The sequence below is a fragment of the Stenotrophomonas sp. 115C5 genome, from assembly GCF_056861055.1.
On record NZ_JBSPUQ010000014.1, the window covers coordinates 90,897 to 109,821 of the forward strand.

The 18,925-nt window shown below is 67.8% G+C and carries 14 protein-coding genes; 8 read left to right on the plus strand and 6 right to left on the minus strand.

What is annotated here, in order from left to right:
• Window positions 1–30: 30 nt before the first annotated feature.
• Together AC13FN_RS15870 and AC13FN_RS15875 are read right to left on the minus strand one after the other, a co-directional pair.
• Window positions 31–939, minus strand: coding sequence for a LysR substrate-binding domain-containing protein (locus tag AC13FN_RS15870; protein WP_049435461.1), 909 nt, complete (start codon window positions 937–939; stop codon window positions 31–33).
• A gap of 307 nt (window positions 940–1,246) precedes the next feature.
• The gene (locus tag AC13FN_RS15875; RefSeq protein ID WP_024956234.1) at window positions 1,247–2,215 is read right to left on the minus strand and encodes a LysR family transcriptional regulator; all 969 of its coding nucleotides are present in this window, start codon (window positions 2,213–2,215) and stop codon (window positions 1,247–1,249) included.
• Window positions 2,216–2,325: 110 nt separating this feature from the next.
• Here AC13FN_RS15875 and aceB point away from each other — a divergent pair, with 110 nt between their 5' ends.
• The 4 genes from aceB (at window position 2,326) to AC13FN_RS15895 (ending at window position 9,275) form a co-directional block, all read left to right on the plus strand.
• Window positions 2,326–3,948, plus strand: a complete 1,623-nt coding sequence (aceB, locus tag AC13FN_RS15880) for a malate synthase A (RefSeq protein ID WP_329922769.1) — start codon at window positions 2,326–2,328, stop codon at window positions 3,946–3,948.
• A gap of 64 nt (window positions 3,949–4,012) precedes the next feature.
• A complete protein-coding gene (aceA, locus tag AC13FN_RS15885; RefSeq protein WP_019661879.1) occupies window positions 4,013–5,314 on the plus strand; it encodes an isocitrate lyase in 1,302 nt (433 codons plus the stop codon).
• A 417-nt stretch (window positions 5,315–5,731) separates the two neighbouring features.
• Window positions 5,732–6,772 (plus strand): GGDEF domain-containing protein, encoded by a 1,041-nt coding sequence (locus AC13FN_RS15890; protein WP_019337655.1) that lies wholly within the window; start codon window positions 5,732–5,734, stop codon window positions 6,770–6,772.
• 4 nt (window positions 6,773–6,776) lie between these two features.
• A complete protein-coding gene (locus AC13FN_RS15895; RefSeq protein ID WP_478413170.1) occupies window positions 6,777–9,275 on the plus strand; it encodes a putative peptide modification system cyclase in 2,499 nt (832 codons plus the stop codon).
• 7 nt (window positions 9,276–9,282) lie between these two features.
• Here AC13FN_RS15895 and AC13FN_RS15900 read toward each other — a convergent pair whose 3' ends face one another.
• Window positions 9,283–9,579, minus strand: a complete 297-nt coding sequence (locus tag AC13FN_RS15900; RefSeq protein ID WP_010487062.1) for an NHLP-related RiPP peptide — start codon at window positions 9,577–9,579, stop codon at window positions 9,283–9,285.
• Between the two features lie 138 nt (window positions 9,580–9,717).
• On the opposite strand from AC13FN_RS15900, the gene AC13FN_RS15905 reads away from it, so the two are divergent.
• On the plus strand, window positions 9,718–10,884 hold the full coding sequence (locus AC13FN_RS15905; protein ID WP_191863735.1) for a putative peptide maturation dehydrogenase: 1,167 nt from the start codon (window positions 9,718–9,720) through the stop codon (window positions 10,882–10,884).
• Between the two features lie 19 nt (window positions 10,885–10,903).
• On the opposite strand, the gene AC13FN_RS15910 is transcribed toward AC13FN_RS15905, so the two are convergent.
• Genes AC13FN_RS15910 through AC13FN_RS15920 form a run of 3 tightly spaced genes read right to left on the minus strand, consistent with a single transcriptional unit; the run spans window position 10,904 to window position 15,697 of the window.
• Window positions 10,904–12,904: an acetyl/propionyl/methylcrotonyl-CoA carboxylase subunit alpha gene (locus AC13FN_RS15910; RefSeq protein ID WP_482984358.1), complete on the minus strand. Its 2,001-nt coding sequence runs from the start codon at window positions 12,902–12,904 to the stop codon at window positions 10,904–10,906.
• Window positions 12,905–12,912: 8 nt separating this feature from the next.
• Complete coding sequence (locus AC13FN_RS15915; RefSeq protein WP_111101760.1) at window positions 12,913–14,523, minus strand: carboxyl transferase domain-containing protein; 1,611 nt, start codon at window positions 14,521–14,523, stop codon at window positions 12,913–12,915.
• Between the two features lie 10 nt (window positions 14,524–14,533).
• The gene (locus AC13FN_RS15920; protein WP_482984357.1) at window positions 14,534–15,697 is read right to left on the minus strand and encodes an isovaleryl-CoA dehydrogenase; all 1,164 of its coding nucleotides are present in this window, start codon (window positions 15,695–15,697) and stop codon (window positions 14,534–14,536) included.
• Window positions 15,698–15,858: 161 nt separating this feature from the next.
• On the opposite strand from AC13FN_RS15920, the gene AC13FN_RS15925 reads away from it, so the two are divergent.
• The 3 genes from AC13FN_RS15925 (at window position 15,859) to AC13FN_RS15935 (ending at window position 18,851) form a co-directional block, all read left to right on the plus strand.
• The gene (locus AC13FN_RS15925) at window positions 15,859–16,473 is read left to right on the plus strand and encodes a TetR/AcrR family transcriptional regulator (protein WP_049435473.1); all 615 of its coding nucleotides are present in this window, start codon (window positions 15,859–15,861) and stop codon (window positions 16,471–16,473) included.
• 205 nt (window positions 16,474–16,678) lie between these two features.
• Window positions 16,679–17,197 (plus strand): c-type cytochrome, encoded by a 519-nt coding sequence (locus AC13FN_RS15930; protein ID WP_005407662.1) that lies wholly within the window; start codon window positions 16,679–16,681, stop codon window positions 17,195–17,197.
• A 208-nt stretch (window positions 17,198–17,405) separates the two neighbouring features.
• Window positions 17,406–18,851, plus strand: a complete 1,446-nt coding sequence (locus AC13FN_RS15935) for an ExeM/NucH family extracellular endonuclease (RefSeq protein ID WP_197579872.1) — start codon at window positions 17,406–17,408, stop codon at window positions 18,849–18,851.
• The last annotated feature ends 74 nt before the right edge of the window (window positions 18,852–18,925 follow it).

Consider the following 18,925-nt stretch of genomic DNA (forward strand, 5'->3'; position numbering starts at 1 on the left):
AGGTTGGCTACTACCCGGTGGGTTGCACGCTCAGCCCTCCACGAACGCCCCGCGCAGCAGCCCAGCGAAGTTGCGGATCAGCGGCGTCACCCGTTCGCGATGCCAGGCCAGCTGCACTTCCGAATGCGCGCCAGCATCGGCCAGTGCCACGAAGCGCGATCCTTCCACCCGGATGTGATCGCACGACGACGGCAGGATGGCTGCGCCCAGGCCCGCGGCGGCCAGACTGATCAGCGTCGAGGCTTCACCCGCCTCCTGCACGATGCGTGGCGTGAATCCGGCAGCCGCACACAACGCGATCATGTGGTCATGGATGCCCGCACCCGCGCTGCGGCGAAATGCCACGAACGGCTCCTGCGCGAAGTCGCGCAGCGACAGCGTTCCTTGTTTCGACAGTTTGCGCAGGGCGGGGTGGTCGGCATGCACGATCAACGCCAGCGGGTCGACGAACAGGCTGTGCGCCACCAGTTCCGGCGGCAACGCGCGCTTGCGGATGATGCCCACGTCCAGTGAACCGTCGAGCAGCGCATCGATCTGCTGCAGCGTGTTCATCTCGCTCAGCTGCAGGCGCACCTGCGGGTACTGCTGGCGGTAGCGCAGGATCGAACGCGGAATCTGCGGCGACAGCGGCGTGGCCCGGGTCAGGCCGATGTGCAGCTCACCCTGCTCGCCGCGCTGCGCGCGCTGCACCTCATCCACCGCCGTTTCCACTTGCTGCACGATGGCGCGTGCACGCTCCTGCAGCAGCTCACCGGCAGGCGTCAGCTGCACACGACGATGGCTGCGCACGAACAACCGCGCACCGATCAGTTCCTCCAGCTGCCGGATCTGCTGGCTGAGCGGCGGCTGTGACATGCCCAGCCGCTCGGCCGCCTGGCCGAAGTGCAGCGTATCGGCAACGGCAAGGAAGTAACGCAGGTGACGGAGTTCGATGGACATGCGCCCAGTCTATGCATCGCCAGCCGGAAATGAATCAGAGATGGGGTCAGAGCCCGTTGCGTAGCAACGGGATCCGACCCCGTGCCGACCAACGGTCGGCACCCACCAACAGCAGCGACCAACTGTCAGAGGTGGGGCGGTGTGGCGGGGCAGGACCGTTGGCGCCATGGATGGCGCCATCGAGCCCCCATGGAAGGGTTTACGGCGTGTCCTGCCCACCCACACCGCCAAGCCTTCCCATGCAATGCCCGCTTTTGCCGTTGACGTTGATTCGGCAGGTGCAGGGCGCAGCCCTGCCGAACACCCCTCACCGCTCCGAATGCCCGCTCTGGTCGTAATCGCGCGGGCTGAACAACTCCGGCTGGATCAGCTCGATGAACGCCCGCGCCTGCGCCGACAGTGCCTTGCCCCGGCGCACGATCACCCCGTAACTGCGCTCCGGGAACCAGCGCTTCATCGACCGCGCCGCCAGCCGCTCGCGGTCGGCCTCGTTCAGGCACAACGCCGGCACGATGGAAATGCCCATGCCCATCGCCACGTACTGTTTGATCACTTCCCAGCCGCCCACCTCCAGCGCCACGGTGTAGGCGATGCGGTGGCGCTGGAACACCTGGTCGACCAGCCGGTAGGTGATCTGCCGCTTCGGTGGCAGCACCAGCGGATAGCGCGCGATGTCGGCCAGTTCCAGTTCGCCTCCGCTGGCCAGAGGATGGTCATGCGGGGCGATCAGCACCTGCTCGAAACGGTAGGCCGGCGCGTAGCTGAGGTCGGCCGGCACATCGGTCATCGAACCGATCGCCAGGTCGGCGGCATCCTCGCGCAGCAGGTCGGTGCCGTCGGCGCTGATCGCGTTGTGCAGGGTCAGGCGCACGTCCGGATGATGCAGGCGGAAGCGTTCGACGATCTTCGGCAGCAGGTACAGGATGGTCGAGCTGTTGGCGGCGATGTTCAGCTCGCCCGCGTCCAGGCCACGCACCTTGTCGCGGAACCGCGCCTCCAGCCCGTCCAGGTTCTCCACCAGCGGCTGTGCCATTTCGTACAGCAGCTGGCCCTCGCGGCTGGGCACCAGGCGCCGCCCGCTGCGCTCGAACAACGGCACCCCCAGCTCCCGTTCCAGCGCCTGCAACTGCAGGCTGATGGCCGGCTGGCTGACGAAAAGTGCCTCAGCCGCCCGTGAGACCGAGCCCAGGCGCACCGTCTGGCAGAACGCGCGCAGCGGCTTCAACCGGTCGGATTTGTAGGAAAAACGCGGACTTGGTGAGGGGCGCGTGGTCATGGCGTTACAAGTATTAGCACAACTTATGTAGAGCATTGCAAAAACTGTTTTGCCAAATACTCGGCCCGGGCGGCACCGTGGAGGCGTTCCCCCACCGCTGGAGTTGCCCCATGTCCGCCGTCGCTTCCGCTGTTCCCACCCCTGCCAGCAAGGCCACCCCCGGCATCGCCCTGGCGACCCGCGTGGCCGGCCAGGACACCGTGCTGCCGGCGCCGCTGCTGGCCCTGCTGGTGTCGCTGCACCGTGCGGTGGAACCGGGCCGGCAGGCACGGCTGCAGGCCCGCCGCGAGCGCCAGGCGTTCTTCGACCAGGGCGGCCTGCCGGACTTCCGTGAAGACACCCTCGCGATCCGTAGCGGCGACTGGACCGTCGCGCCGCTGCCGGCCGCGCTGCAGGACCGCCGCGTCGAGATCACCGGCCCGACCGACCCGAAGATGGTCATCAACGCGCTGAACTCGGGTGCCAAGGTGTTCATGGCCGACTTCGAGGATTCGACCTCGCCGACCTGGCGCAATCTGCTGGCCGGCCAGCAGTCGCTGGCGGCGGCGGTGCGTGGTGATCTGGAATTCACCGCCGCCAATGGCAAGCACTACACCCTGCGCCCGTACGACGAACAGGCCGTGCTGATCGTGCGCCCGCGCGGCTGGCATCTGGACGAGAAGCACGTGCGCATCGATGGCCAGTTCATCGCCGGCGGCCTGTTCGACGCGGCGGTGTTCGCCTTCCACAACGCCCGCACCCTGCAGGCCAAGGACCGCGGCCCGTACTTCTACCTGCCCAAGCTGCAGAGCATGGAAGAGGCGGCGCTGTGGGAGACCGCGCTGTCGCACATCGAAGGCATGCTCGGAATGCCGCACGGCCAGATCAAGGTGACCGTGCTGATCGAAACGCTGCCGGCGGTGTTCGAGATGGACGAGATCCTGCACGCACTGCGTGACCGCATCGTCGGCCTGAACTGCGGGCGCTGGGATTACATCTTCTCGTACCTGAAGACCTTCCGCCGCCACGCCGACCGCGTGCTGCCCGAACGCGGCCAGGTGACCATGACCCAGCCGTTCCTGAAGGCGTATTCGGAACTGCTGATCCAGACCTGCCACCGCCGCGGTGCGCATGCGATGGGCGGCATGGCCGCGCAGATCCCGATCAACAACGATGCCGCCGCCAACGAACAGGCGATGGCCCGGGTGCGCGCCGACAAGCTGCGCGAAGTCACCGCCGGCCATGACGGCACCTGGGTTGCGCATCCGGCGCTGATTCCGGTGGCGATGGCCATCTTCGACGAACACATGCCCGGTGCGAACCAGCACAGCGTGCTGCGCCAGGATGTGCGCGTCGGCCGCGACGAACTGATCGCGCGGCCGCCAGGAACCATCACCCGCGCCGGCTTCGAGGGCAACGTGGAAGTCTGCGTACGCTATCTGGCGGCGTGGCTGGATGGCAACGGCTGCGTGCCGATCCATCACCTGATGGAGGACGCGGCCACCGCCGAGATCAGCCGCAGCCAGCTGTGGCAGTGGCTGCACACACCGGGCCAGCAGCTGGACGATGGCACTGCGATCGATCTGGCGCTGCTGGATTCCACCCTCTCGCAGCTGCCGGCACGGCTGGGCGATACCGCCGCGCTGCCTGGTGGTGCGCGCATCAGCGAAGCCATCGCCCTGCTCGGCGAACTGAGCCGCAGCGACGAACTGACCGATTTCCTGACCCTGCCGGCCTACGCGCGCATCGACTGACCGACTGCCCGCAAACCGGCCGTTTCCCTCCCCGCTGCACGCACGAACCGAACTGGAGAAAGACATGAGCAAGCTGCCCACTGCCGAACAGATCCAGCACGACTGGGATACCAACCCGCGTTGGGAAGGCATCCAGCGCAACTACAGCGCCGCCGACGTGGTGCGCCTGCGCGGCACCGTCCACATCGAGCATTCACTGGCCCGCCTGGGTGCGGAGAAGCTGTGGGCGTCGCTGCATGAGCGCGAGTTCGTCAACGCGCTGGGTGCGCTGACCGGCAACCAGGCCATGCAGCAGGTCAAGGCTGGCCTGAAGGCCATCTACCTGTCCGGCTGGCAGGTGGCGGCCGACGCCAACCTGGCCGGCCAGATGTACCCGGACCAGTCGCTGTACCCGGCCGATTCGGTGCCGGCAGTGGTCAAGCGCATCAACAACACGCTGCTGCGCGCCGACCAGCTGCACCATGCCGAAGGCAAGGATGACATCGACTTCCTGCAGCCGATCGTGGCCGATGCAGAAGCCGGTTTCGGTGGCGTGCTCAATGCCTTCGAACTGATGAAGGCGATGATCGAGGCCGGTGCCGCCGGCGTGCATTTCGAGGATCAGCTGGCCTCGGTGAAGAAGTGCGGCCACATGGGCGGCAAGGTGCTGGTGCCGACCCGTGAGGCGATCGAGAAGCTCAACGCGGCGCGCCTGGCCGCCGACGTGCTGGGCGTGCCGACCCTGCTGGTCGCGCGCACCGATGCCGAAGCAGCGGATCTGCTGACCAGTGACATCGACGGCAACGACAAGCCGTTCACCACCGGTGAGCGCACCGTCGAAGGCTTCTACAAGACCCGCAATGGCCTGGACCAGGCGATCAGCCGTGGCCTGGCCTATGCACCCTACGCCGACCTGGTGTGGTGCGAGACCGGCAAGCCGGATCTGGAATTCGCACGCAAGTTCGCCGAGGCGATCCATGCGAAGTTCCCGGGCAAGCTGCTGGCCTACAACTGCTCGCCCAGCTTCAACTGGAAGAAGAACCTGGACGACGCCACCATCGCGAAGTTCCAGCGCGAGCTGGGCAGCTACGGCTACAAGTTCCAGTTCATCACCTTGGCCGGCTTCCATGCGCTGAACTACGGCATGTTCAACCTGGCCCACGGCTATGCACGCCGCCAGATGAGCGCGTTCGTGGAGCTGCAGGAAGCCGAGTTCGAAGCGGCCGAGCGTGGCTTCACTGCGGTCAAGCACCAGCGCGAGGTCGGTACCGGCTACTTCGACGCGGTGACCCAGGCGATCCAGCAGGGCCAGTCGTCGACCACCGCGCTGACCGGCTCGACCGAGGAAGAGCAGTTCCACGGCGGGCGCAGCGAACGCGCTGCGTGATGCGGTAGTGCCGGCCGCTGGCCGGCAACCCGTCGATGTTCCCGAGGTCCAGATGGTTGCCGGCCAGCGGCCGGCACTACCGGGCCTCAGAGCGATCAGGGTGGCCAGGGAAGGGCCAGACAACGCCGGCCGGTCGGGGGACCTGCCGGCGTTGTTGTATCGATGCAAAGGCGCGGCCAGCAGGCAGCGTCAATCAGGCGCACCCCGTGTGCCGGCAACTTGGCCGAAACCCTGTGAAACCCGGCATCGGATTGATCCAGCAGGGGTTTTGCCCGGACACCCGTGACCAGAACGGGCCACCATCGATCTTCACATCAATCAAGATCGGCAGAAGGGTCAAAATGAGATAGGGCGCACACTTTAAAGCGGTGCTATGCTCCGCGGCTCACCAGGGGACGCTGGCGGCGGGTGCAGGGAATGACCGGCAGGGGTGCGGCCGAGAACAGTGATGTGACGTCAGGTATCGCCCGGGTGGCGATGGCCGAGATCGTGCACGCGCTGCTGTCCGCTGCCGAGGTGGCATTGTTCGCCAGATTTGCCCGTCCATGCAAGCTTCATGCCGGACAGTGGTTGTTCCAGCGTGGCCATCGCGGCGAACGGATGTATGTGATCCTCCAGGGCCAGATCGAACTGGACTTCGGCGAGGACCTGGTGATCAAGACGCTCGGCCAGCATGAGTTCTTCGGTGAGCTTGGCCTGCTGGTCGGTGATCACCTGCGCAGCGCCAGTGCACGCGCGCTGGCCGACTGCGAAGTACTGGAGCTGGGCCCGGCCGATTTCCATCGCCTGGTGGAATCCGATCCCGGCCTGGTCGCCTACTTCCTGCGGCGCACGATCATGCGCGTGCTGACCAACGAGCAGGCCCTGATCAGCCAGCTGCGCCGGCGCAACCATGATCTGGAAACCGCGCTGGACAATCTGTACATCACCACCCATCAGCTGACCCACACCCGTGAGCTGGTGCGTACCGATGAACTGACCGGGCTGCACAACCGCCGTGGCCTGACCCTGTACCTGCAGGAGTGCCGCGCCGACGGTGACGGGTTGCCGCAGGCCCTGCTGCTGATCGACTGCGACCGCTTCAAGCAGATCAATGATCGTCACGGCCACCAGGCCGGCGACCGTGTGCTGCAGAGCATGGGCAACATCCTGCGCTCGATGGCCGGTGAGCAGGACCTGGCCTGCCGCCTCGGCGGCGATGAGTTCTGCCTGATCCTGCGCCGTGGCAATCACGAGATCGTGCAGCACGCGGCCGAGTTCATCCTCAGCGCGGTGCATGGCCTGCTCGAACGCAGTCATGGCACGCCGCATGTCAGCCTGGTCAGCATCGGTGCCAGCCTGCTGGCGCCGGAGGCCGGCTGGAGCGAGTGGTATGCCAGTGCGGACCGCGCGCTGTACCAGGCCAAGCGCGATGGCGGCAACTGCCTGCGCTGGGTGGATGCTCCGGACGGCCCATAGGGAGATGCAGGCGATGAATGGCGACAACGGAACGTCAGCCCCGCATAGCCCCCAGCTACGCGCCCTGCTGTTCACCGATCTGTGTGATTCGCTGCAGCTGGTCGAGCGGATCGGCGACGTCGCGGCCGCGAGCCTGTTCCAGGAACACGACCGCCTGGTGCTGGTGTTGCAGCACCGCTGGAATGGCCAGCTGATCGATCGCTCCGACGGTCTGTTCATGCTGTTCGAGCGCGCCATCGATGCGCTCGGTTTCGCGCTGGACTACCAGTGCGAACTGCACACGCTGGGCCAGCAGCGTTCGATTGAACTGCGCGCACGTGCCGGCCTGCATGTGGGTGACGTACTGACCTGGGACAACAGTCCCGAAGCGGTGCGCGCCGGCGCCAAGTCGATGGAAGTGGAAGGGCTGGCCAAGCCGATGGCGGCGCGCCTGATGATGCTGGCACGGCCTGGCCAGATCCTGTTGTCGGCCGTCGCCGAATCACTGACGCGCCGCGCCACCGATGCGTTGGGCGAGCGCGGCCCGCGCCTGCTGTGGAAGTCGCACGGGCGCTGGCGCTTCAAGGGCGTGCCGGTGGTGCAGGAAGTGATCGAAGTGGGCGAGATCGGTGCGGCGCCGTTGCGCATGCCGCGTGCCAATGCCAAGGCGCGCCGTGACCTGCCGCTGTGGCGGCAGCCGCTGGTGCTGGCCGCCGAAGGTCTGGTACTGACGGTGGCGGTGCTCGGCGGCTGGCTGCTGCTGCGACCGGAACCGGCGATCGCGTTCGCCGAGCGCGACTGGGTGGTGCTCGGCGATGTCGACAACCTCACTGGCGACCCGATCTTCGACGACTCGATGCGGCACGCCATCCGGATTGCGCTGGAGCAGTCGCGTTACGTGAACGTGCTGTCGGAGGGCAAGATCCGCGAGAGCCTGGAAATGGCGCGGCTCTCGGGCGATACCCGGCTCAACCGCGATACCGCGGCCGAGGTGGCGGTGCGGGAGGGTGCGCGCGCCGTGTTGTTGCCGACCGTGCGGCAGAAGATTGGTGGCTATGAGCTGGCCATCGACGTCGCCGCACCCGGCACCGGCCAGGTGATCCAGACGTTCACCGCCACCGTGGATCGATCCGATCAGATGGTGTTCGCGGTGGACGACGTGGTCGGGCGCCTGCGGCGCGGACTGGGCGAATCGGTGGCGAGCCTGGAACAGTCGTTGCCGCTGCCGCGGGCATCGACCCAGGACCTGCGCGCACTGCGTGCGTTTGCCCTGGCCGAAAGCGCACTGGGCCAGCGTCGCTTCGAAGAAGCACGCAACCTCTACCAGGCGGCGATCGATATCGATCCCGGTTTCGCCCTGGCCTACATGGGCGTGGCCAAGCTGCTGGCCCGCACCGCGCAGGTCGCGGACGCGCGTGACGCGCTGGAGCACGCGCTCGCCCAGCAGCAGCGTTTGCCCGCGCGTGAGCGCCTGTACCTGAAGGGCTGGCAGGCCGAACTGGAACCCGGTGGCTGGCCGCTGGAACAGTGGCGTGCATTGGCCAAGATCTATCCGGATTCGTTTGCGGGACTGTCCAATACCTCCTGGGGGCTGCTGCAGGACAATCGCTTCGCCGAGGCCGCGCCCTACGCGCGCGCCGCGACTGTGCCTCAGGACCCGTTGCGGCTGTATCCGATGATCCATCTGGCGCGGGCACAGTTGGGCCTCGGCCAGCCGCAGCAGGCAATGCGCACCTTGCACCAGGCACAGATGCTGCGCGGCAATGACGAGGCCGACGACCTGGATGTGGACGTGCTGGTTGCGCAGGGCCTGGACGCACAGGCACAGCAGCTGTTGATGCGGTTGCCGCGGGGGGATGACCTGCAACAGCGCATGCGCCTGCGGGCAAACCTGCTGGTGGCTGCGGAGCAGCGTGATTGCAGCAGCCTGCATGCCGCGATCGCTGCGGATGGCCCGGCACCGGATCTGATCGACTACCAGATCCATCAGCGCCTGCAACACGCCACCGTGACCACGTTGTGCACGGCCGGCGATGCGAAGGAGCTTGAATCCATCGCCGCCATGCTGCGACCGCTGCTGCGGAAGAACGACGACTCCGCCGTGGGTAGCCGCAGTCTGCAGCTGCTGGCCCTGACCTATCTGGCCCAGCGCCAGGGCCAGCATGCGCTGGCCGCAGAGTGGCTGCGTGACCACGGCGAACTGCTGGAGCGGCAGCGCAGCCCTGTGGTGGGCAAGTGGCGCCGGGTTGTGCTGGCGATGGCCGAACTGGCGCAACAGCGTCCGCAAGCGGCACGCCACCTGCTCGAGCCCACCTTTGATGGCAGCGAACCGGTGCAGGCCCATGTTGTGCTGCTGCAGGCATTGCGTGCCGAGCAGGACACTGCCGGCGTGCGCCGCGAGCAGGCCTGGCTGGCCCGGCACCACGGTCAGGCCATTGCCGAGGTGGCGTCCATGCAGGTCTGGCAGCCCCTGAATGTGCACGACATCGCCACGGAGGCGACGTCGGTGCGGGTGCCGCGCTGATGCGGACTCAGGCGTTGACGCGCTCGTCGATCCGGTCGGCTTCGAAGCAGAACACCACCGTCATCGAGGCGGTTGAGGCACTCAGGTACGCATGCAGCGAATCGCGGGTGCGGCGCAGCTCCTCGACCGAAGCCAGGGTGCCGATCTTCATGCAGTCGTTCTCGCCAACCGCACCGTCCAGGCCGATCGAGGCCAGGGCCTTGCCCGGCGATGCGGTGAAGTGGTTGCGGAAGTCGTCGTTGCCGATGAGGTGGTCCAGCAGGGTGCTGGCGTCTTCGGCGGAAAGGCGGGGATGGGTGCTCATGGGGATCGTCCGTAGGTTGAGTTTCTCGTATCGGCCGCGACAGCCTGCCATTGAGGGCGGTGGCGTGCATGTCGCTAAAGTTGGCCGCGTCGCGGTCGTTGCTGCTATGCCGGTTGTGCGGCAGAAGGAAGGAAACCCATGCGCCTGCGCCGCTGCGCCAGCCTGATGTTCGAGCCCCGCGAGTCGGTCACCCTGGACCTGCGCGCGATGCTGGCCGGCCAGGCCGAGATGGACAGCCAGATCAGCTGGGTGGCCCTGGCCGCCCATCTGGACCAGCCGCTGCCGGTGGACGCCGAGGAGCGCCAGCTGCTGGGCGAGCTCAGCGCGCACCGCTGGAGCGAACCGCCGGCCGGCACCTCTCCGGCGATGCTGGCGCGCCTGGTCGAGCAGGGGCTGGTGCTGACCGACCCGCCGGATGAGGTCGGGCACCAGATGCGTGATGAGGCATTGCGACGCAGCCAGTGGTGGCCGTTGGCCGCACTGGCCCATCGCCATGCGCGCTGGCAGGCGGTGGACAGCGTGGAGGACATGCGTCGCCAGGGGCTGGATACCGCTGCCGGCCTGCGCCAGCGGCTGGGGCCGCCACCACCGGTGGTGCAAGCCCTGCAGGGCGACTACCAGCCGCTGCCGCGCAGCGAAGAGGCCGCGTTCGACGCGCTGCTGGCGCAGCGCACGACCTGCCGCAATTTCGACCCGCAGCGTGCACTGCCATTGCCGCTGCTGGCCCAGGTGCTGCAGCGCACGCTGATGGCCCACGCGGTGCAGAAGGTCGAGCGTGATACGGAGTTCCTGAAGAAGAACGTGCCCTCCGGCGGCGGCCTGCATCCCACCGAAGGTTTCCTGCTGGTACAGAACGTGGAAGGGCTGGTACCCGGGCTGTACCACTACCACCCCGTGCAGCACGCGGTACTGCCGTTGCCCTCGCCGCCGCCCGATGCATTGCCCGCGCTGGCACGGCGGATGCTGTCCGGTCAGGAGTGGTTCGCCGATGCACCGGCGCTGCTGGTGCTGGCACCGCGGTACGACCGCTGCTTCTGGAAGTACCGCAACCACGCCAAGGCGTATCGTGCGGTGACGCTGGATGTCGGCCACATCTCGCAGCTGCTGTACCTGTGCGCGACCGAGCGTGGCCTGGCGGCATTCGTCACCGCAGCCATCAACGATGCCGATGTCGATCGTGCCTTCGGTTTCGACGGCATCGGGCAGAGCGCGATGGCCATCTGCGGCCTGGGCTGGCGCAGTGCCACGCTGGACACGGCCGAATTCGATCCTGCTGGCCGGGTGGTGGTGGGCGACGACCGCTGAGCGGTCGCCGCCGCGGCGTTCACGCCGCCTCGAAGTCCACCAGTACTGCACCGTCACCCACCTGGTCGCCGGCCTTGGCGCGGTAACCCTTCACCGTGCCGTCCGCCGGTGCCTGCAGCGTGTGCTCCATCTTCATCGCTTCCAGCACCACCAGCGGCGTGCCGCGCTTGACCTCGGTACCGGCGGCGACCAGCGTGGCAACGATCCTGCCCGGCATCGGCGCCAGCAGGCTTCCCGCATCGGCCACGGCGTGGTCCGATTCGCCCACCGGATCATGCAGGGTGAAGCGGTGCTGGCCATCGGCGCCGAACAGGTACAGCTGGTCACCGTCGCGCAGCAGCTGCAGTGACCAGCGGCGCTCGCCCAGCTGCACGGTCAGGTGCTGCGCATCGGCCGTGCCGATCACCTGCACCGGCGCGGCGTCATCGCGTTGCACGCGCCAGCCATCGGCCTGCGCCCACACCTTCAGCGTGTGCCGGCGATCGCCCTGCTGCAGCGGCAGCACGCGTGGTGCCGATGCGCCGAGGCGCCAGCCGTCCTGCGCCTGCCACGGCGAATGCGGGTCGCGCGCATCGCTGCCGGCACCGGCAGTGCTTGCAACCGCGGCCACGGCGGCCAGCTGCCACAGGGCATCATCCGTATCGCCCACTGCACTCAATGCCGCCTGTTCGCGTTCGATCAGCGCGGTATCCAGCTTGGCGTGCGCGAACGAATCGGTGTTCACCAGCCGGCGCAGGAAGCCGGCATTGGTGGTCACGCCCACTACCTGGCAGTCGGCCAGCGCCTGGCTCATGCGGCGCAGCGCGGCATCGCGGTCCACGTCCCAGACGATCAGCTTGGCAATCATCGGATCGTAGTACGGGGTGATGCTGTCGCCTTCGTCCACGCCGGTATCCACGCGCACATGGGCAGACGGCGCCGGCAGGCGCAGGCGGCGCAGGGTACCGGTGGAGGGCAGGAAGCCGCGGTCGGCATCTTCTGCGTACAGGCGTGCTTCGATGGCATGGCCGTGGATCGCCAGCTGCTCCTGGCGCAGCGGCAGCGGCAAGCCCGAGGCCACGCGCAGCTGCCATTCCACCAGGTCGGTGCCGGTGATGTATTCGGTCACCGGGTGCTCGACCTGAAGGCGGGTGTTCATTTCCATGAAGTAGAAATCGCCGTCCGGGCCGGCGATGAACTCCACCGTGCCGGCACCGACGTAGCCCACCGCGCGCGCGGCATCGACCGCCGCCTTGCCCATCGCCGCGCGGCGTTCGGCACTCATGCCTGGCGCCGGGGCTTCTTCCAGCACCTTCTGGTGGCGGCGCTGCACCGAGCAGTCGCGCTCGAACAGGTACACCGCATCACCGTGGGAATCGCCGAACACCTGGATCTCGATATGGCGCGGGCGCTCGACATACTTCTCGACCAGCACGTGGTCATTGCCGAACGCCGAGGCCGCCTCGCGCTGGCAGCTGGCCAGCGCATCGACGAAGTCCTCGCTGCGCTCGACCTTGCGCATGCCCTTGCCACCGCCACCGGCGCTGGCCTTGATCAGCACCGGGTAACCGATGGCGTCGGCCTGTTCGCGCAGGAAGGACGGTTCCTGCTGGTCGCCGTGGTAGCCCGGAGTCAGCGGCACGCCGGCTTTCGCCATCAATGCCTTGGCCGCGCTCTTGTCGCCCATCGCGCGGATGGCGCTGGCCGGCGGCCCGATGAAGGTGATGCCGGCGGCGGCGCAGGCATCGGCGAAGTCGGCATTCTCGGAGAGGAAGCCGTAGCCGGGGTGGATGGCCTGCGCGCCGGTCAGGCGTGCGGCGTCGAGCAGGGCATCGCCGCGCAGGTAACTTTCACGTGCAGCGGCCGGACCGATGTGGATGGCTTCGTCGGCCAGGCGCACGTGGCGCGCGTTGCGGTCGGCATCGGAATATACCGCCACGGTGGCGATGCCGAGGCGGCGGCAGGTGGCGATGACGCGGCAGGCGATTTCGCCGCGATTGGCGATCAGGACTTTGGTGAACATGGCAACAGGCTCGGTCATGGCACGGGTTACATGCGGAACACGCCGAAGCGCGTCTGCTGCGGGGCGGCGTTGAGGCTGGCCGACAGCGCCAGGGCCAGTACGCGGCGCGTGTCGGCCGGATCGATCACGCCGTCGTCCCACAGGCGCGCGCTGGCGTAGTACGGGTGGCCCTGCTGCTCGAACTGCTCGCGGATCGGTGCCTTGAACGCATCTTCCTCCGCTGCCGGCCACTGGCCGCCCTTGGCTTCGATGCCATCGCGCTTGACCGTGGCCAGTACGCTGGCGGCCTGTTCGCCGCCCATCACGCCGATGCGTGCGTTGGGCCACATCCACAGGAAGTTGGGCGAATAGGCGCGGCCGCACATGCCGTAGTTGCCGGCACCGAACGAGCCGCCGATGACCACGGTGAACTTGGGAACCTTGGCGCAGGCCACCGCCATCACCAGCTTGGCGCCGTCCTTGGCGATGCCGCCCTGTTCGTACTTGCGGCCGACCATGAAGCCGGTGATGTTCTGCAGGAACACCAGCGGGATGTTGCGCTGGGTGCACAGCTCGATGAAGTGCGCGCCTTTCAGTGCCGACTCGGAGAACAGGATGCCGTTGTTGGCGATGATGCCGATCGGGTAGCCGTTCAGATGGGCAAAGCCAGTGACCAGCGTTGCGCCGTAGCGCGGCTTGAACTCATCGAAACGCGAGCCATCGACCAGGCGTGCGATCACTTCGCGCACGTCGTAGGGCTTGCGCGTATCGGCGGGAATCACCCCATACAGTTCATGCGCCGGCAGCAGCGGTTCCTCGGAAGGCTGCACCGCCATCGCCGGCTCCGGCTTGCGCCAGTTCAGCTGGGCGATGATCGCGCGCACCCGTGCCAGCGCCTGCAGATCGTTGTCGGCCATGTGGTCGGCCACGCCGGAGATGCGGGTGTGTACGTCGGCACCGCCCAGTTCCTCGGCCGTCACCACTTCACCGGTGGCGGCCTTCACCAGCGGCGGGCCGCCGAGGAAGATCGTGCCCTGTTCGCGCACGATCACCGTTTCATCGCTCATCGCCGGCACGTAGGCGCCACCGGCGGTGCAGCTGCCCATCACGCAGGCGATCTGCGGAATGCCCTGCGCCGACAGGTTGGCCTGGTTGTAGAAGATGCGGCCGAAATGATCGCGGTCGGGGAAGACTTCGTCCTGCAGCGGCAGGAAGGCGCCGCCGGAATCGACCAGGTAGATGCACGGCAGGTGGTTCTGCTCGGCGATCTCCTGCGCGCGCAGGTGCTTCTTCACCGTCATCGGGTAGTAGGTGCCGCCCTTGACCGTGGCATCGTTGGCCACGATCACGCATTCCACGCCGCTCACGCGGCCGATGCCGGCCACCACGCCGGCGGCAGGCACGGCGTCTTCGTACATGCCATGCGCGGCCAGCGGTGCGATTTCCAGGAAGGCGCTGCCGGGGTCGAGCAGGGCGTCGATGCGGTCGCGCACCAGCAGCTTGCCGCGTGCGGTGTGCTTGGCGCGTGCGGCCTCGCTGCCGCCCAGCGCGGTGCGCGCCAACGTGGCATGCAGGTCGTCAACCACGGCCTGCATGGCCGCGCGGTTGCTTTCAAACGTTTCGCTGCCCGGTTGCAGCTGGCTGTTCAGGACGGTCATCGCGGTGGCCTTACAGGGTGCGCTGGAACAGTTCGCGGCCGATCAGCATGCGGCGGATCTCCGAAGTGCCGGCGCCGATTTCATACAGCTTGGCGTCACGCCACAAACGGCCGGTCGGATACTCGTTGATGTAGCCGTTACCGCCCAGGATCTGGATGGCCTGGCCGGTCAGCCAGGTCGCCTTCTCGGCGGCGTACAGGATCGCGCCGGCCGCGTCCTGGCGGGTGGTGCGGCCCTGGTCGCAGGCGCGCGCCACGGCATAGACATACGCACGGCAGGCGCCCAGGCCCACGTACATGTCGGCGATCTTGCCCTGGATCAGCTGGAAGCTGCCGATCGCCTCGCCGAACTGGTGGCGCTCGTGCACGTACGGCATCACCACGTCCATCGCCGCGGCCATCAGGCCCAGCGGGCCGCCGGACAGCACCACGCGCTCGTAGTCCAGGCCGGACATCAGCACGCGCACGCCACCGCCGACCTGGCCCAGCACGTTCTCTTCCGGCACTTCGCAGTCCTGGAACACCAGCTCGCAGGTGGGCGAGGAGCGCATGCCCAGCTTGTCCAGCTTCTGCGCGGTGGAGAAGCCCTTCATGCCCTTCTCGACCAGGAACGCGGTAATGCCCTTGGCGCCGGCGTCCATGTCGGTCTTGGCATAGACCACCAGCACGTCGGCATCCGGGCCGTTGGTGATCCACATCTTGTTGCCGTTGAGCACGTAGCGGTCGCCGCGCTTGTCGGCGCGCAGCTTCATCGACACCACGTCCGAACCGGCACCCGGCTCGCTCATCGCCAGCGCGCCGACCAGGCTGCCGTTGCACAGGCCCGGCAGGAAGCGCTGTTTCTGTTCTTCGTTGCCGTTCTTGCGCAGCTGGTTCACGCACAGGTTGGAGTGCGCGCCGTAGGACAGGCCGATGCCGCCGGAAGCACGCGAGATCTCTTCCATCGCCACCACGTGGGCCAGGTAGCCCATGCCGGTGCCGCCGTATGCTTCTTCCACGGTGAGGCCGAGCAGGCCCTGTTCGCCCAGCTTCGGCCACAGGGCCAGCGGGAACTGATTGGTGGCATCGGCCTCGGCGGCCAGCGGTGCGACCTCGACGGCGGCAAAATGGGCCACGCTCTGGCGCAGCAGGTCGATGTCTTCGCCAAGGTCGAAGTTCAGGGATGGCACGTGCATTGTGGTGGCTCCACGGCGGGATGGCAGGAAATGGACGCACCCGGCGGGGGAGCGGGCGGCGGTCTGCAGGACCGCTGCCCGCACGGGCGATTGGACCCCAGCGTAGCGGGGTTCGGGTAAGAAGTGAATACAAATTCAAAAATTGAAAATAGAATCAAAACATGGCCTACAAACGCTCTGCACTGATGGAAGAACGCCTGGCCGGGGCCCGTGAACGGATCCTGCTGGCCACCCGCGAGCTGGTCGCCACCGGTGGCTGGCGCAATGCTCCGGTAACCGCCGTGGCGACCCAGGCGGGGGTGTCCACCGGCCTGATCTACCGGCACTTCCCGTCCAAGGCCGAGTTGTTCGTGGAGGTGCTCAACGCCGCCGTGGCCCACGAGGTTGCGATCATGGAGCGCATCGCCAGCGGCCCGGAGGTGGCCAGCGAGCGCCTGCGGCTGGCGATCACCGCCTTCGTCCGCCGCGCCCTGGCCGGGCCGGGGCTGGCGCACGCCTTCATCGTTGAACCGGTCGACCCGGAGGTGGAAGCCGAGCGCATGCGCGGTCGCCGCGCCTTCGGTGACGTGTTCCTGCGGCTGGTGGAGGAGGGCGTGGCGGCCGGTGAGCTGCCGGCGCAGGACGCGCATGTGGCCGCCGCCTGCCTGGTCGGCGCCTTCACCGAAGCCATGGTCGGTCCGACCGCGCCCAGCCGCGAAGCACACCGCGACGAAGACGCACTGGTGGATGCGATCTGCAGCTTCTGCCTGCGCGCGATCGGCGCCCCGGTTTTGTAGAGTCGAGCCATGCTCGACTGCTTTTGCTTCTGTTGCCGGGGCCAGATCCCTTTTGCACGGCAAAAGGGATCTGGCCCCGGCCCCCGGCATGTTGCGCCGCACCAGCAGTGACGCCTGTTGTCGCACGCAAAGCGCGTTCTATACTCGGTCCATCACGCAGTCGCTCAGCCGTGGTCCAACGACTATCAGCCAGGGGTAACGAAGAGTGCGGAATTACGATCTGGAGTTCCTGAAACGCTTCTCCATGGTGATCGCGCTGCTGGCGACCATCACCCTCGGCCTCATCCTCCTTGCCGCCTACATCCACACCCGGATTCCGCCCGAGGTGTCGCCGACCGCGGCCAAGCGCACCGAACAGCGCATCTCGCCCACCGGCGCGGTCTATGCCGGCAGCACCGGCGCCGCCGCGCAGGCCGCCGCCAAGGCCGCCGCGCTGGCCAAGGCCGCGTCGCAGGTAGCCTACGGCGGCACCAAGGACGGCAAGGTCATCTTCGACAACCTGTGCACCGCCTGCCACACCACCGGTGTGGGCATGGCGCCGACACTGGACCATTCGCACTGGGACAAGCGCATCGCACAGGGCAAGGACACCCTCTACAAGCACGCCATCGAGGGCTACACCGGCCCGGACGGCGGCATCATGCCGCCCAAGGGCGGCAACCCGGCGCTGACCGAGGAACAGATCCACGCCACCGTGGACTGGATGCTGGGCAACCTGAAGTAGACGCCCCAACGCGCCGCTTCCTGTAGAGCCGAGCCCACGCTCGGCTGCTCTCCGCGCGGCGTGGCCATGTGCAGCCGAGCATGGGCTCGGCCCTACGATCCCGAGGCTTTGCCCACCGAGGCCTGATCGCTCAGATGACCTCGCTGCGCAGGCGGGGTTTCGCATTTCAGGGTTAGTCTGTGCGCCTCTTCCATGGAGTCGCCCGTCGATGCGCCGCCGTTCCCTCGCCCTTGCCCTGTCCCTGCTGCTGCCGGCCGGCGCCTTTGCCCAGGCCCAGCCGCAGGCCGCACCGGTCGCGTCGCCCTCCACCGCGCGCAGCAGCGCCACCGTGGTGCTGACCGCCGCGCCGGCCGACTGGCGTGTGCTGGATGGCCAGCGCGTGCGCATCGCCGCACCGCTGACCCTGGCCGGTACCGACGGCCTGGAGCGCTTCGGCCAGCTCACCGTGGCCTTCGATGGCCGCCTCTGGCAGCCGACCGAAGTGGCCGCGCCGGGTACTGCCGGCTACGAACAGGTGATGGCCGACAACCAGCGCCGCCGCCTGGTGCTGGACGACGGCAGCGATGCCCGCGACCCGGCCAGCGTGGCCTACCTGCCGGCCAACCCGGTGCTGCGCACCGGCATGCAGCTGCGCAACGTGCAGGGCATCGTGCGCGTGGACGCACAGGGCCGTCCACGCCTGCAGGTCGAAGGCGCGCTGAAGCTGCCGGAGCTGAAGCGTCCGGCGGTGCCGACCGTGCCGGGCAGCCTGCACGTGGCGGCCTTCAACCTGGAGAACTTCTTCAATGGTGATGGCCAGGGTGGTGGCTTCCCGACCCTGCGCGGCGCGCGCACGCTGGACGAGCACAAGGCGCAGGTGGTCAAGCTGGTCACCACGGTCAACGCGCTGGGCGCCGATGTCGCCGCGCTGATGGAGCTGGAGAACGACGGCTACGGTCCGCAGTCGGCCATCGCCGAACTGGTCGATGCGCTCAACCGGGACCGCGGTGCGCAGGGCGACTGGCGCTTCGTCGACGCGGGCAACGGCCCCGGCGACAACCCGATCCGGGTCGGCATCATCTACCGCAGCGCGCGCCTGCAGCCGGTCGGCAAGCCGGCCACGCTGACCGGTGGCCCGTTCGTCGAGCACAGCCGCGTGCCGCTGGCGCAGGCCTTCCAGGGCAAGCACGGCGCGCCGTTCGTGGTGGTGGCCAACCACTTCAAGTCGAAGGGCTGCCGCGACGCCGCCGGTGCCGACGCCGACCGCAACGACAACCAGGGCTGCTGGAACGCCACCCGCGTGACCTCGGCGCAGCAGCTGCATGCCTGGCTGCAGACCGACCCGACCGGTACCGGTGCCAAGGACGCGGTGCTGCTCGGCGATTTCAATGCCTACGCGATGGAAGACCCGATCCGCACCCTGCATGACCTGGGCTGGCAGGACGCGTTCAAGGTCGCCAAGGTCGAGCATCCCTACAGCTACGTCTACAACGGCTATACCGGCCGCCTCGACCACGCGCTGCTGAGCCCGGGCATGGCCAAGCGCCTGCGCGGCGCCGCCGAATGGCACAGCAACGCCGACGAGCAGGACGCCAGCGGCTACCAGGGCCGCAACGTGCAGGGCCCGTGGCGCAGCTCCGACCACGACCCGCTGCTGCTGGGCTTCGACAAATAACGCCCAACGCCGGGGTCGGAGCCCATTCCGTTGGAAATGGCGACCACCCCCCAGGCCCCCGACAGGCCCCCGCC